At 34.6% G+C, this 15,616-nt stretch carries 8 protein-coding genes; all 8 read right to left on the bottom strand.

From position 1 onward, the window contains the following. Positions 1-604 precede the first annotated feature (604 nt). Positions 605-2,776 carry a glycosyl hydrolase gene (locus tag ABYI63_RS16200; protein WP_372757855.1) on the bottom strand — a complete coding sequence of 724 codons (2,172 nt, stop codon included), beginning with the start codon at positions 2,774-2,776 and terminating at the stop codon, positions 605-607. 53 nt (positions 2,777-2,829) lie between these two features. Further along, on the bottom strand, positions 2,830-4,971 hold the full coding sequence (locus tag ABYI63_RS16195) for a glycosyl hydrolase (protein ID WP_372757854.1): 2,142 nt from the start codon (positions 4,969-4,971) through the stop codon (positions 2,830-2,832). Positions 4,972-5,201: 230 nt separating this feature from the next. Continuing rightward, positions 5,202-6,575, bottom strand: a complete 1,374-nt coding sequence (locus tag ABYI63_RS16190) for an alpha-L-fucosidase (protein ID WP_372757853.1) — start codon at positions 6,573-6,575, stop codon at positions 5,202-5,204. 27 nt (positions 6,576-6,602) lie between these two features. Then, positions 6,603-9,539 (bottom strand): alpha/beta hydrolase fold domain-containing protein, encoded by a 2,937-nt coding sequence (locus tag ABYI63_RS16185; RefSeq protein WP_372757851.1) that lies wholly within the window; start codon positions 9,537-9,539, stop codon positions 6,603-6,605. Between the two features lie 39 nt (positions 9,540-9,578). Further along, on the bottom strand, positions 9,579-11,015 hold the full coding sequence (locus tag ABYI63_RS16180; RefSeq protein ID WP_372757850.1) for an arylsulfatase: 1,437 nt from the start codon (positions 11,013-11,015) through the stop codon (positions 9,579-9,581). Positions 11,016-11,059: 44 nt separating this feature from the next. Beyond that, positions 11,060-12,592 (bottom strand): arylsulfatase, encoded by a 1,533-nt coding sequence (locus tag ABYI63_RS16175; protein WP_372757848.1) that lies wholly within the window; start codon positions 12,590-12,592, stop codon positions 11,060-11,062. A gap of 126 nt (positions 12,593-12,718) precedes the next feature. After that, positions 12,719-15,310 carry a fibronectin type III domain-containing protein gene (locus ABYI63_RS16170; protein ID WP_372757846.1) on the bottom strand — a complete coding sequence of 864 codons (2,592 nt, stop codon included), beginning with the start codon at positions 15,308-15,310 and terminating at the stop codon, positions 12,719-12,721. Between the two features lie 105 nt (positions 15,311-15,415). Further along, the coding region (locus ABYI63_RS16165; RefSeq protein ID WP_372757845.1) for a hypothetical protein at positions 15,416-15,616 on the bottom strand (201 nt) is incomplete at its 5' end.

Below are 15,616 nucleotides of genomic sequence, written 5' to 3'. Positions count from 1 at the left end.
CCCTCTCGCTACTTGTAAACAAAGGGAAACCCAAGGATTTTAATTCTTGGGTTTTTTATTTTGCTAAAACATTGCTAAAACATTTTGTTCTTTTTTATTTAGGCATACCAAACACGCACAAATAGCACCAAATTCAATCAAACTCTTGTTATTTTCCTACATTATTTCCTTGGAAGAATGAAAATAAGCAGGCAAACCTCGCGTTTGCCAAAAAAGAACATTGGAATTTTTTCTTATATTTTTGTATTCAGGATGGTCTAACATGTCATAAAATGCCCTTCCTGTATAAACAGGATCCAGTAAAACACCTTCGCTATGGGCCAATTCTTTGATTTCGTGCCTCTGAAAAAGGCACTGAAAAAGAATTGAGGGAGCAAACTCCTTTTTAAGACACTAAATAATATCCCATTTAATTGATTCTATCCTTTTCCCAATCATCATCATCATCTCAAGGATTTTATCGCCTCCTTTTCATCAGGCAACGCTTCTGCTGCATCAAAGGTACTATCTATTACAACGCCACTAGGACTGGATTATAAAAAGCCATAAAGTGTAAATAAAAAGGCAATTAAAAACATTAGTAATTTATTCTTAATTTAATGTTTTATTTATTAATTATAATTTTTTTTGTCATATTCGCCCCTGCATATGATACCTTTATCAAGTAAAATCCATTACTTAAATTTGTAACATCTATATGTTGAGGTGAACCTGTCTTCTTCATCACTTCTTGCCCATAGGCATTAAATACGCTAACTGTAGCGTCGTTTAATGATTTTGTATAATTAAGATTAAGTATTGGCGTTGTTACTGGGTTAGGATAAACCCGTATATATTTGTTGTTTTTATCAAGATCTGTTAAACTCAAACTTGGACCTTGTTCATATTGTTCTTGAATATAAGAGGGAGCTGGTGAGGCTAAATCTCGATAAAATTGTCCTGTGATATTCAATTCCCCATTAGTCATTCCTCCAATTCCTGAAGAAGCTCCAAAGAAATAGTACCAATTATAACGTTCAATAAAATCTACCTCTTCAAGCCCTTCAGTTAAGCCTTTTATATTTGTATATCCTTGTTCGACGGTAAGATTTGCAGAACCCATATTTGGATTTCCATAGTTGTATTCAGTCACCCAAACTGGAAGGTTATATCGGTCATGAAGGCCTTTAAAGCGTTCAATGAAAGTTACCTTTGAACGACGTACATAATCATGAGCTGGAATAAAATCAACACGGTACCCACGTGCTACACATTCATCCATAAATTCTTTAATCCATGAATCCTCATTAAACGAATCATTTGTTGCACTATAATCTATATTCTCGACACCAGGAGCACCCAGTCTAAGTCCCGAAGCCAATAGTTTAGGGTAAGCTTCCAATGCTTGTGCTACTGTCATGTTTGATTGTGAGGAGTTATCAGGCTCATTAAACGCTAAGAGATGATTAAATGACATATTCTTCCCAATTTCTTCCATCTTCTCGAGCGAGGTCCAATTATCCGACTTACTCCAAGCCATGGGAACAAATTGCGCTGCTGAAGTTTGACTAGTAGGCACCAAACCCCAGTTATAATACCAAGTGGTGTTATAATTATCAGCCGTAGACCATTTAACATATCCTAAACTACCTTTTTTACCTACTGGATACCAAGGACTCACGCGTATAAATGAAATAGAACGCTGCAAATCTGAAGGCAAGTTTATTTCTAAAGCGCTATCCTGTGCAACATATACTTTACTAACACCTAATCCATTAATATCTTGAGCAAAAGTGGCCATATATCCTTTTTCTAAGGTAAAAGAAACCGCCCAGTCTTCGTACTCGCCTAAACCGCCATTATAATAACCACAGTATACTTCGTGTTCCTCACCAGTAAAATTATTCCCATTGTACAGCTTTAGAATAGGATTATTAACGCGCGAATTAGCAAAAGCATCTTGCGCATTTTGAAGTTCTACAATAGAATTATCAATGGAATTAGACGAACTATTACAATCTGCTAGTATGGCTTTCGAATTAGTAATGGCTAACTGAAAAGCATCTACAGCTGACTGTGGATGTTGACTGTATTTATCACCTATAACGGCTGAGGCAATCGAATTTTCGGCAGTAGTTAGATTAGTTCCAAGTAATAAACGATTGGCTGCCCCACTTACAAGGGAAATATTATCAAAAAAGAAACGCCCTTCATTGTTGTACATATAATTCAACTGAATGTCAATTTTCGCTATATCTTGTGTAGTCTCTAAAAAAGGAACATCCGCCGCCATTAACACGCCATTGTAGTAAAAATTAATTTTTTGATTGGTAAAGTCGGCATTCAGACTAAGAGAATAGGTTGTGTTTGTTACAAAATTAGAAGGAATTAAACTTCCAGAATAACCACTTGGAATACCATCAACAATAGTAGTTGCATACTGAATATTTAAATTACTATTTAAAGCAAAAGTAATACTGCCCAGATATTTCCCTGTTGACGAAATTAAATTCATATTGCAATTAACATAATTACGGGTAGCAGCCACATCGAAAGAGTAGGAAAAATTGTCTGTTACCGCACCAAAAGTATGATATACGGCTGGCTTATCAGTTGTGTAATCTAATTTCAATCTTCCTGAATCAACGCTAACACGCCCAGAAGTATTGTATTCAGTCCAGCCAGTAGGTAAAGCACCAGCAGTATCAAAAGTTTGATCGATGACAGTTCCACATTGACTAGTTTGAGCAAAGTTGTTGATACTAAAAAATAGTACGATTAGATAAAGTATTCTCATAACTGTTATTTTTTAATGAATTATTTTAAGCTATTATTTTATTTTAGAAGTACTTACGGAACAATTATTTTCCCATCAAAATTTCCTAAGTCGGAGGCTATTTTAATAAAATAGACACCACTCGAAAAAGTACTAACATCAATTCTAGTCCTGGAATCTGACACTTTTTTTACAAGCTGCCCACTCGTATTATAAATGGTTAATTCGATTTCGCTATTTTCAAACTCATCTGAATAAATCAAATTAAAAGAACCATCGCTCACTATTGTATTAAAGAGTAAGACATTTGGTGATTTTGAGTTTTTAATTACAGACAATGGAGTCCCTTGCTCATATATCTCTTGCGTATAAGCTATAGGTGAAACATGATCTCTATACATAATCCCTGAAGCACTTAAGGTGATAGGATTACGTACAGCCATTAAAGAGTACACTGGCTGGTCAGGTTGCCAAGTAAAAACAGCATATCGTTCTACAAAAGGAGTAGCATCTAGCATATTAATATAAGATTCCAGTCCTTCACTTGCTGCTTCATTCGTTGTTGGTTTATTTGCAACCCAAGTCGCACCATAGTTGAACTCTTTAATCCAAATAGGGCGTTTCCATTTGTCATAGATGGCTTTTAACCAATTGTAGAAACCAGTAGGTGTTGATTTTTTATAATAATGGACAACTATATAATCCACACGCAGACCTTTCTCCTCTGCCTTAGTCATAAACTCATCTCTCCAAGCAGCTCCTGCAGCACCGTCAGTTACAGCAGGAGAGCCCAAGCGTAAACCAGATGCTAACAGATTCTCATATTTTATAATAGCATTATCTACCGTCATATTGGACTGATCATCATTGTCAGGCTCGTTGAAAGCCATATAATGCGAAATATCCATTCGCTCACCAAGACTAATGGCTTTTTCTACAGTCCCTCCACCCCATTGATTGGGAACAAACTCTGCACTACCAATAGCCTCCCCTGTAGTTCCCCAGTTATAATACCAAGAATTATTCAATGCAGCTACAACATCATCGCCTTTTGCTCCAAGCCCTTTTTTATGAATTTCATTCCATGGACAAACACGAATGAAAGAGACTTTCTTTTGTAAATTTTCTGGAAGGTTTATTCTTAAATTTGTCTCTGCAGCAACATATACTTTACTAACTCCCTTACCGTTAATGCTCTCAGCAAAAGTTACCATATATCCCTTTTCCAAAGTAAAAGAAACTCCCCAATCATCATAAGTACCCAAAGTACCATTATAGTAACCACAATAAATTTGGTGCTCTTCACCTGAAAAATTATAGCCCTCATAAATTTTAATAACAGGATTATTGACTCTTGAATTGGTAAAAACATCTTGAGCTGTTTGAAGGTCAGACAGTGTATTGTCGATGGTATTGGAAGCCGAATTACAATCAGCAAGAACAGCTTTAGCATTAGTAATTGCCAGCTGAAAACTATCGTAGACTGACTGCGGGTATTGATTGTATTTGTTACCTATCGAGGCTGAACCAACAAGTGTTTCTGCGGCAGCTACATTATTGGTTAAAGCCAAACGATTGGCTGCTCCACTTAATAAGGAAATATTATCAAAAAAGAAACGCCCTTCATTGTTGTACATATAATTCAACTGAATGTCAATTTTAGCCACCTCTTGAGTAGTTTCTAAAAAAGGAATATCAGCAGCCATCAAAACACCATTGTTGTAAAAGTTTATTTTTTGATGGGCAAAATCGGCATTTAAAGAAATAGAATAAGTGGTATTGGTCACAAAATTAGAAGGAATTAAACTTCCAGAATAACTACCTGGAATACCAGCAGCCATAGAAGTTGCATACTGAATATTCAAATTACTGTTTAGAGCAAATGTAACACTGGCTAAATATTTACCAGTTGACGAAATTAAATTCATGTTACAATTGACATAATTTCGGGTAGCAGCAACATCAAAAGCATAGGAAAAATTGTCCGTTACCGCATCAAAAGTATGATACACAGCTGGCTTATCAGTTGTGTAATCCAATTTCAATCTTCCAGCATCAACGCTAACACGCCCTGAGGTATTATACTCTGTCCAGCCAGTAGGCAAAGCACCATCCACATCAAAACTAGTATTGACTATGGCTCCACATTGACTAGTTTGTCCAAAGTTGTTAATAGTAAATAAAAGGACTACTAGATAAAGTATTTTTATCTTCATTCTTTTTGGTTTATAGTTAGTTAAGAATATTCTTTAAAGCGATAGCTTATTAAGTTTTAAGACAAATTAAGCGTTTATAAAAAAAATAAACATCTCAATTGCAGACTACATTTGTTGCTAAACAGTCCGTTATTGAAGTTCATAGAAAACAAAAACAGCAATAAACCTCAGGACTATTGCTGTTGAAAAAAATTGATTACCCCACTTAATGAAAGTGTATAACCTCGTTTTTAGTTCAAAATTATCTCAATTACGGGTATTACAACATTTGGTTTTACGACTGGAATCGAAAGGTTGACATCATTTTCGTTTAACCCTTCTCCTGCACCTGCTCCAAAACCTTGGCGTTTGGTAATTTTTATCTCAGAATTGTCATGTAAAAACTGTACATATTTAATTTTTCCTTTCATCCCCTTAAGCGTAAAATTCTCTAAAGGGTAATCAATTAAGTGGATATACAGTCTGTTTGTTGTTGGATTGTAAGTCAATATAGAATTTTCAGGAACTTCAAATTCAGCTGGTGCTTGTGTACAACCGTAGATTGATTTCCCGTTATATTTCATCCAATCCCCTATTTTCCCTAAAGCATTTTGCGCTCGATAGTCGATTTCGCCTCTTCCCGTAGGCCCAACATTCAATAAAACGTTTCCTCCTTTACTCACGGATTCAATCAATAGAACTAAGAGTTGTTTGTTATCTTTCCAAGTTAATTCGTCACGATAATAGCCCCAAGAGCCACTAAAAGTTTGACAGGTTTCCCAAGGGATTTTTTTACCATTATCGGTAGGCCATTCGGTTACTTTAAATTGTTCGGGTGTCGTAAAATCCCATCCCCCTGCATAATCCTTAATATCCAATCGGTCATTGACAATGATAGCGGGTTGTAGTTTACGAACTAACTTCATAAGCCCTACCGAATCCCAGTCTTCACTGTCTTTCCCATTTTTACCGGGGAATGAAAAATCCAGCCACAGCATATCTACTTTCCCATATTTAGTTAAAAGTTCTGTAATTTGGTCTTTCATGAATTTACGATACACATTCATATCTCTATCTTTATTAAGGTTCGCATAGTCTGCATCATTTTTAGGTGCACGAGGATGAACTCTGTCAATCGTGTAATCTGGATGATGCCAATCAATCACCGAGTAGTAAAACCCAATTTTAAACCCTTCGGCTCTAAAGGCATCTACCCATTCCTTTAAAGCATCTTTGCCATAAGGAGTTTTAGTTATTTTGTATTCAGAATATTTAGAGTCAAACAAAGAAAATCCTTCGTGATGTTTGGTGGTTATTACAGCGTATTTCATTCCAGCCGCTTTGGCCATTTTTGCCCATTCGGTTGGATTGTATAAATCGGGATTGAAATTGTCAAAATATCTTTTATAATGTTCCTCAGACATTTTTTCGTTTTTAATCACTTTTTCGTGTCTGGCAGCCATAGAATACGTACCCCAATGTATAAACATTCCAAAACGGTCATGTGTCCACCAAGCTAATCTTTCTTGCTTTTCTTTCTCGGTTTCATTCCATATTTTTTTCTCTTGTGCGTTTGAATTGAGAAACACTAAACACACTACGAATAGCATACTATTTTTTATCATTAATTTTTAGATTGGTTTTTGTTGTTATTATTGAACAACAAATTTTAAAGTTTGTGACATTTGGTTTGCCCCTACTTTCAAAAAATAAATACCTTTTTCAAACCCTTTAATGTCTAGTATAATTGTATTTGAGTTTGAATTGATGGCATTATTTAACACGATCTGACCTAAATTATTTATTATTTGGACTTGTACTTTTACTGAGGTAAAATTTGAATTTAAACGAACCTTAAGTATATCTCCCTTTTTTACAGGATTGGGGTATGCTATTATTTTACTTTCTGTTTTTTTACCTAAACCACTAACACTTAAGGTTTCTGAAAGTAAATTTCTCATAAAACTAGCCATCTCATACAGTACATCTTCATATGCTTTTTGACCTAGATTAAAAAAGGCATGAACTTCCCCTGGATAAATTATAGTTTCGGCAGTCCCACCTTTCGCGTTAATAGCTTCAGCAAAACGAGTACTCTGGGTATAAGATATGGTGGTGTCTGCATCGCCATGCATCATAATTGTTGCTGGTGGATTATCATTTAATTGAAAAATTGGCGAGTTTGCTTCTTCGCTAGGAACATTTTGTTTGTACCAGTTTCCTGTACCAAAATCTCCGGCATCGTTTACAAAATCATAAATTCCATTAAACCCAATAAATCCAATAACATTAGGAAGTTGTTGAGAAGCTAAGGCTGCTAAAGGTGTTCCTGCAGATCCTCCACTAAAAAAAACTTTAGTCATGTCAAAATTATAAGTATCAGCATTGTCTAGAGCCCATTGGTATGCAATAGCTACATCTTCCATAGCTAAAGAAAAGGTTCCACTAGTACCAGAACATCTATATCCAATTCCTAAAGTTGCAATACCTAAATTTTCTGCTAAATATTCTCCGTGCGGTGAATAAGATCCAGCAGAAGCTGCAGCTGTACCACCAGACCAACCACCACCATGTACCCAAAAATGCACAGGTGTTTTTTCGGTTCTGTTTGTTGGTAAATTTAATTTCATTCCTAAAGTATGACCTTCTTGAGGAAAATCTACAGTAGCTATGGAGGTTAGTATTATGTTTTCTGAGGCACCAAAATCTTTATCGCTCTCTACAATAAAGTTATAGTTTGATCCTTTTGATAGATTAACAGGAACCCCTTCAATAGAAGTAAGACCTTCGCTTACTTTTAAGGTCACTAAGGCATTAGCAGGCCAATTTGTACTTGGAGTAAAAGTAAGTATGTTAGAAGAAGTTAAGTTCCAGGTACCAGCAGCTTCATCTACACTTTTATTAATGTAAATTTTTGGAAATATAGAAGTTGGCTCTATAGGTTGATCGCACGTAATGATGATACTTGAATTTGCGGGTAAATTTAAGCGTTCTGTTGGCGATACATCTGTAACAGAAAATTCAGCTTTTACTAATTCCGGGTATTCTGTAGATAATCTAGTAAACTCATTTTGAAAATCAAGATCATTCAGCTTCACATCATACATTGATAATTCTACCACTTCTGTATGATCGTAAGTTTTTGGTCCATCAATATCTTCAAAAAGATTTAATTGAAAATTTGTGCTATTTTGTAGTATTCCAACACTAAGGGTTCCTTCTTTAATTAATGGAGAACTACTATCAAAATAGGTGTAATTTCCTGATGCATCTATGGAAAATCCAATAAAGAAATAACCATCCCCAGGAATAGAACCTAAGGTTACAATTTTTAATCCAGGAGTACCATATTGTAAATTGATTGTACCATCTGTTAACTTTACAATTCTTACTCCTGATATTTTATCCCAAGCACCATCAATAATATAATTACCTATTAATGAAGCTACTCTATTTGTTGGATTTGCTTTACCCACATAAAAAAGACTAAAGGTATTATCTGACACGGAAGTATTGGTACCTTCAAGTTCAAGAAATGAACCTTCCTTATTAAATCCAACAGTCACTTTTCCAGGATAAGTTTCCTGTAACTGTTCACCCCCTAGAGCACTAATGCTTTGAGTAGCATCACCGTATCCTTCAACTTGATTCTCCCATCGGATCACCGATCCTAAATTATCTTCAATAATTCCTGTGTCGTTTTTTAGTGAAAGAACTAAACCATTCACTCTTGCTGCAGTAAAGGCCTCTTGAGCTGCTTGAAGATTTGTAATAGCATCATCTATAGTATTAGAAGCTGACTCACAATCATCAAGTACAGCATTTGCGTTATCAATTGCTTGTTGAAATGCATCAACAGCAGTTTGGGGATATTGATTATAATCCGACCCAGGAGAAGCGGTGTTAATTAATGTGGTAGCAAAACTTGTGTTACTTGTTAATAGCAAACGATTTTCTTCTCCACTTAATAAAGATATATTATCAAAATAGAATTGCCCATTGTTGGCATACATGTAAATCAATTGAATATCGATTTTAGCAATATCTTCTGCATCTTCTAAAAACGAGATGTCAGCCGCCATTAATTCACCATCAGCATAAAAATCTACTTTTTTAGAAGTAAAGTCAATATTAGTTGAAATGCTGTACGTTGTATTTGTTGAAAAACTTGTTCCTGATGCTCCTGTGGTAAAACCACTAGGAACTCCAGATGCCAGTGTAGTTGCATATTTAATAGACGGTGTTTGAACTCCCACAGCTACACTAGATAAAAATTTTCCAGTTGATGAAATTAAATGTATTTGACAGTTTACTGTGCTACGAGAAGCTGATACATCAAAAGAAAAAGTTGAATTGCTAGCGATAGGATTAAACGTTCGATATGCAGAAGGTTTTGTTGTATTATGGTTAAATTTTAGTTTACCATTTTCAACAGTTATTCTATCCGAAGTATTGTATTCTGTCCAACCATTAGATAAGGTAGTTCCATTTTCAAAAGTATCATCAACTATTTTAACGCAAGAGATGGATTGCGAAAAGCTGTTTATGGCAAAAAATAGCGCTAGTAAATAAAGCAAATTGGTTTTCATGAGTTTAGTGGTTTTATTAATATTATTTAGTTCTAAATTCTATTTACTTCCTCTTCGTTGAAGTGCAACAGGTCTTGTTGTTAATGGAAAATCTTTATTTTCAGTTCTAGCGGTTTTTAATAGCGCCAACAATTCGTTTAACTTTTCTGATTCTTGTAAGGCAAGGTTTTTGGTTTCTCCTATATCTGTAGAAAGGTTGTATAGCTCTGGTTTTCCTTCTAGTTTCCAAACCAATTTCCAATCGTTTTTACGAATGGCCTGAATAGGACCTTGTTTTTCGTTAAACTCCCAGTATAAATAATCATGTTTTTTTTGGTCGGCTTTACGCCCCATTAATTCAGGTACTAAAGAGATACCATTTATATTTTTATTGGAAGGTGTAATTCCTGCTAACTCACAAGCGGTTGGCAAAAAATCCCAAAAAGCAGAAATATGATTACTTTTAGATCCTGGTGCTATTTTCCCTGGGTATTTAACAATAAAAGGGACACGAATTCCACCTTCATATAAATCTCTTTTCCCTCCTTTTAAATCGCCATTACTATTAAAAAATTTATCTATACTCTCGTACTCGGGGCCGTTATCACTCGTAAAAAAAATAATCGTATTATCATCAATTCCTAATTTCTTTAGTTTTTCAAATAACTTTCCTAAATCTCTATCCATTCGAGAAATCATACCTGCATATGTGGTATTTCCCTCTTCATCATTTTTGTAATGTCCTGTTGTATTCATCTTGCGTTTAGGCCATCCTAAATTTTCATAGGGTTCTTTTGAATCTTTGGGAACCGTTAATTCTAAATGAGGAATTGTTAAAGCTAAATACAGAAAAAACGGATTATCCTGTTCTCTTTCTACATAACTTAAAGCTTCATTTACGAATATATCGTGGGTATATTTACCTTCTTTTAAAGCATAATTGTTTTCTTTAAGAACTAAGGGATCATTATTTCTATATAAGGTATTCCAATAATAATGATGAGCTTCGCCATGTTTTTTGTATCCTAAAAAGTAATCAAAACCATGGTCCAATGGCATGTTCCCATTGGTGTCTCCTTCAGAAAGCCCCCATTTTCCGATAACAGCTGTTTTATATCCAACTTTTTTAAGTTCATTAGCAACTGTTACTTCATACGGCTTAAGATTTACAGGATCACCGCTTTGCGTCCAAACAGGGTTACCTCTAACGCTTGCATGACCTTGGTCGTAGCCAGTTAATAAACTGGCACGAGATGGCATGCACACTGTAGAGCCAGAATAATGATTCGTGAAAATCATACCTTCAGTCGCCATTTTATCCAGATTTGGCGTTTTAATTTTGGTTTGCCCGTAACAGCCCAAATCTCCATAACCTAAATCATCAGCCATAATAAAAATAATATTAGGCTTTTCTCCATTTTTCTTTATTGCGGAAGGTTTGCAGTTAAAACAACATATAATCAAAATGATGATTATAAGATGTGTGTATTTAGGCATTTAATTCTTTATGTTTAATAATAAACTATTTGTACTTTTTTATGTTATTGTTTTAATTTTTCAAAAACCAGAATCATTTCTTTTAATTTATCAGGATTTGATTTTGCTAAATTGATTTTCTGACCAAAATCTTCCTTAAGGTTAAACAGTTTGTATTCCAGTGAAATACCTGTTTCCGTACCTACTTTTGTGTTCATGGCATTTCCTTTATATGGCGGTATTAGTATCCAATCGCCACTGCGTAAAGCGGTTTTAGAATTAGCTTCAATAATTAAATGATCGCGTCCTTTTTTAGATTCACCAAATAATGTAGATAAAAAGTTTTGGCTATCGGTTGTGTTTTCTTCCACACCTACAAGTTTACCAAAAGACGCCAACAAGTCCATTTGACACACAATGGCATCCGATACACTTGGTGTAATATGATCTTTCCAATACGTAATAAAAGGAACACGAGTACCAGCCTCAAATAGACTGTATTTCCCACCGCGTAACCCCCCTTTTGGGTCATGATTTCCTAATTTTTCAACGGCATCATCATAATAACCATCGTTTAAAACAGGACCATTATCACTAGAAAACACAATCAATGTGTTTTCTAAAACACCTTCGTCTTTTAATGTTTTCATAAATTCGCCAATGCACCAATCCGCTTCTAAAATAACATCGCCTCTTGGTCCTAATCCAGATTTACCAACAAACCGTGGATGTGGCGTTCTAGGAACGTGGGGTTGCTGCATGGCATAATAAAGGAAAAATGGCTTTTCTTTGTGTGTTCTTATATAGTTTTGAGCTTTTACCAAAAAATGATTGGCCATATCTACATCACTCCATTTGGCAGAATCTCCACCTTTCATAAAACCAATTCTTGGAATCCCATTTACTATACTATTATTATGTCCATGATGCCAGGTCATGGTTAGCATTTCGGGATTAGAAATTGCTGTAGGCTCTCCTTCAAAGTTCATTCTATAATTCACTTGAATAGGATCATTCTTATCTAAATTTACAACGTTCCCATTTTCAATATACACGGTTGGTACCCGATCTTGGGTAGCAGCAAGAATATACGATTCATCAAAACCGACTTCATTTGGACTAGGTTTAATGGTTTCATTCCAATTTACAAACCCATCCCCCAAACCTAAGTGCCACTTTCCAATAATAGCCGTTTGATATCCTACTTTTGAAAGTAATTTAGGGACTGTTTGTTGCTTAGTATCTATTAATAAAGGGGCATCACCGGGCAATATTTGGGCATCTTTATTTCGCCAAGGGTACACGCCTGTTAGTAGCGCAAATCGACTTGGAGTACATGTTGCAGACGTAGCATAGCCATTCGTGAATTTTACACCTCCCGATGCTAAGGCATCTATGTTTGGTGTTTTAATTTCGGTTGCTCCATAACAACTTAAGTCACCATAACCTAAATCGTCTAAATAGATGATAACAATGTTTGGATTCTGATTCATAATATCAGGAGGGTTTACTTCTGATTTTGAACCAGTCTTACAACCTAAAAAAACCATTATTGAAACAACAAATAGACTTGATTTAAACAATTTACTGTAACCCATTTTTTTAGTTTTTGAAGTCAAATAGTCTATTTAATGAATAAACAACTTTTTTTCATTGTTACAATACACATGATTTAAACCAATATCCATATCGTATTACAACCATCTTATTAGTTACCAAAAATTTTAATCGGTTTCAATATTTCTAGGTAACTTACTAAAAAGACTTTTTCCATTAGTGTTAATAAATGCCTTAATAGCAAACTTTGACTTTTTTGCTAATTCAAAATGAGAAATAAAAACCTCAAACGTATTACTGTTTACTAATAAATTTCTTCCTAAAATCAATTGCTCCTCTACTGTTAGGTACGAAATATTCTCAATTTTTACACCATAAGAATAATCGCCATCCAGTAAAATATTTTTGAATTTAACCTTAAGCAGGTATCCGTTAGCTTGCTTTTCAATATCTGTAATGTCTATTGAATATTTTGATTCAACATCAAACAACGTTGCGGTGTTTGGGTAAAAATTACTTTCTCCGGCAGCGGTTTCTGCTTTTACGGTATAATAATACATTTTGTTTTCAGGAGTATTGTCTTCATAAAATGATGCTTTAACATTAGATGCTATTTTTTTATACTTATGAAGTTCTTCTCCTCTGTAAACATTGTATGTTGTTTCAGGAAGTATTGAATCTTGCTCAATCCATTTGATTGATACGCTTCCATTTAAATTTCTTATTGCAGAAACATTCCTAGGGCTTAAAGGTACTTTTTTTGAAAGTATGAGTGTAACTGGTTTTGAAAAACCACTAAGCCCTAATCCATTATACGCGGCTACTGAAAATTGATAGGGAACTTCAAATTTCAATCCTTCAACCCTAAATCCGTAAACGTTATTGGTTTCAACCACTTTCACTTCATTTGTTTCAACATTTACATATTTAAGTTTATATCCATTTGCGCTGGATACGCTTTCCCAAAAAATGGTAGCTGTATCGTTTCGTCTTGAACTTTTAAAAATCTCTGGTATTTCTGGTATATTATTGTTTACTTCTACCACGTTTGAAAACTCACTGGTACCTTGCCTATTTTTAGCCTTTATTTGAACAAAATATGTTTTTGATAAAATTAAATCTTTTAGGGTAACGGTGTTTATTAAACCATCTGTGATTATCATTTTTTCAGATAGATTGTTTGGGTCTTCTCCGTAGAAAACATCATAGCTATCCACATTCTCAATAGTTCCCCAAGTTACCTTAATCCCTAAATTTGTTACATCAGTTTTATAAATGGTTGGACTTATAGGTTTCGTGTGTTCTTCGGTCTTCCATTTAGCAATAGAAACGCTGTAAGGTGGTATATTGATTTTTCCGTTTTTAAATTGGGTTTCTTGAATATCGGTATTTTGAACTTCTAAATTTTTTGCCGTTATATATTTTACCTGAATATCCTTATTCAACAACTCGTTATTTATTTTTATTTTAAAATCTTTATTTTCTTGACTACGATTCGTAAAAACTAAATAATCATAACCATTAATTCCTTTGTAAGCTTGAGCATAAAACCCTACTTCTTTGGTATCCTTTAGTCCTGAAACTTTAAATCCATTGGTGACATTCGTATCAAAAATGAAGTTGGATTGATTTGTTACTTCATGAAAAATCTCATAAGCTTTTCCTTCAAGCGTTCTATTTATTCCCGTGTGGATACTATCTGTTAAAAGCTTTTCTCCTTTATGATAAGCATCTTCAATTTGTTTGTTTATGTTTTTTTGAGGGGCATATTTACTACTAACCTCATGAGCTCCCACATACCAAGTGTTGGTATGCTGCAGTTGGCGCATTACATACTCGATATTATATATACTAGAATAGATTCCATTTAAAGGAGCGTTCCAAACTCCAAATTCGGTAATAACCATAGGTACGTCTTTCCAGCTATAATCTTCAATTTCCTGCATAGCCATAGTTGAAGTAGCTTCTAAAAGTTTAGTATTCGCTCTTTTGTACGCTGCTTCAATAGTTTCTTTTTTTCCTGTGTGTGGTGCATATGAATGTTTAGAGAAAACATTCCAATAAGCCCCCTCTTCTTTCTGGTACTTATTGATTTCTTTCATGAACCCCCAAATACCATCCCAAGTATTATTTAAGGCTAAAAAGGCGTCAGGAAAAATTTCTTTAATAGCATCGGCGTGGGGTTTCATTTTAGCGGCATAATCATAGCCATTATTCCACCAATAACGCTCTCTGTGGGGTACATAAAAATAAGGTTCATTACAAAATTGCCAAGTTGCAACTTCTATATTATTGTTTTTGCAAAACCTTGCCAATTCTCGGGTCATTTCCGGAGTTTCCGTAAAACCATTAATAGTAATAATTAATTTACCATTAATTTCTCCTAAGAGTTGATAAAGATCATAAATGCGATGTGGTCCCTTTACTTCTGTAAACCTATATCCCTTAAGATATTCTTTTTGATGATCGAACATCATAGCATAATCAATATCGTATTGTCCTGTGGCACTGCTAAAGGCATCTCCCATGGTACCAGAAAAATATCGAAGCCACCCAGGTTTTAATTCGTGAACCGCTTGTCTAAAATCTGGATGCAAGTAACTCCAGCTTTTATCTGCAATACGCACATTAAAGCCGCTCGCACCCACTTTAATTTCATGCCCACTTTTTGTATCTATATTAATAATTCCTTCGTTATTTTGACTAAAACATGAAAGCGATAAGAATGATGCAAGAATGAAAAAAGATTTTAAACTCATTTTGTCTCAATTATGAATATTGTTTATAAGTGATAAAAAAGGCAAATAAAAGTAACTCAATACACTTTATTTGCCTTTCTGTTTTCTTTAATATCGATTGATTAATTATTTTATTGTGAAAATAAATCTACTAATTGATCTTTGGGGAAGGCTCAAAGAAAATAAATTTGCATCATCACCTACCGGATCAATTAGTCTTACAACACCATTAATGGATGCTGTTTCTGTCCATTGTATACTACTTATTTTGCCATCAATTGTAGAACCCTCAAGCTTGAAGGTATACTCATCCCTCAACGTAGAATT

This window comes from Mariniflexile sp. (assembly GCF_041583155.1).
GTDB lineage: Bacteria > Bacteroidota > Bacteroidia > Flavobacteriales > Flavobacteriaceae > Mariniflexile.
Note: the sequence above shows the minus strand (reverse complement) of the source record. Positions and strands in the feature narration are given on the sequence as shown.

Bases quoted from the DNA above. Each gene is read 5' to 3' on its own strand.
- ABYI63_RS16200 (WP_372757855.1), bottom strand. From the start codon at position 2,776: ATGAGAATACTTTATCTAATCGTACTATTTTTTAGTATCAACAACTTT.
- ABYI63_RS16175 (WP_372757848.1), bottom strand. From the start codon at position 12,592: ATGGGTTACAGTAAATTGTTTAAATCAAGTCTATTTGTTGTTTCAATA.
- ABYI63_RS16185 (WP_372757851.1), bottom strand. From the start codon at position 9,539: ATGAAAACCAATTTGCTTTATTTACTAGCGCTATTTTTTGCCATAAAC.
- ABYI63_RS16170 (WP_372757846.1), bottom strand. From the start codon at position 15,310: ATGAGTTTAAAATCTTTTTTCATTCTTGCATCATTCTTATCGCTTTCA.
- ABYI63_RS16195 (WP_372757854.1), bottom strand. From the start codon at position 4,971: ATGAAGATAAAAATACTTTATCTAGTAGTCCTTTTATTTACTATTAAC.
- ABYI63_RS16190 (WP_372757853.1), bottom strand. From the start codon at position 6,575: ATGATAAAAAATAGTATGCTATTCGTAGTGTGTTTAGTGTTTCTCAAT.
- ABYI63_RS16180 (WP_372757850.1), bottom strand. From the start codon at position 11,015: ATGCCTAAATACACACATCTTATAATCATCATTTTGATTATATGTTGT.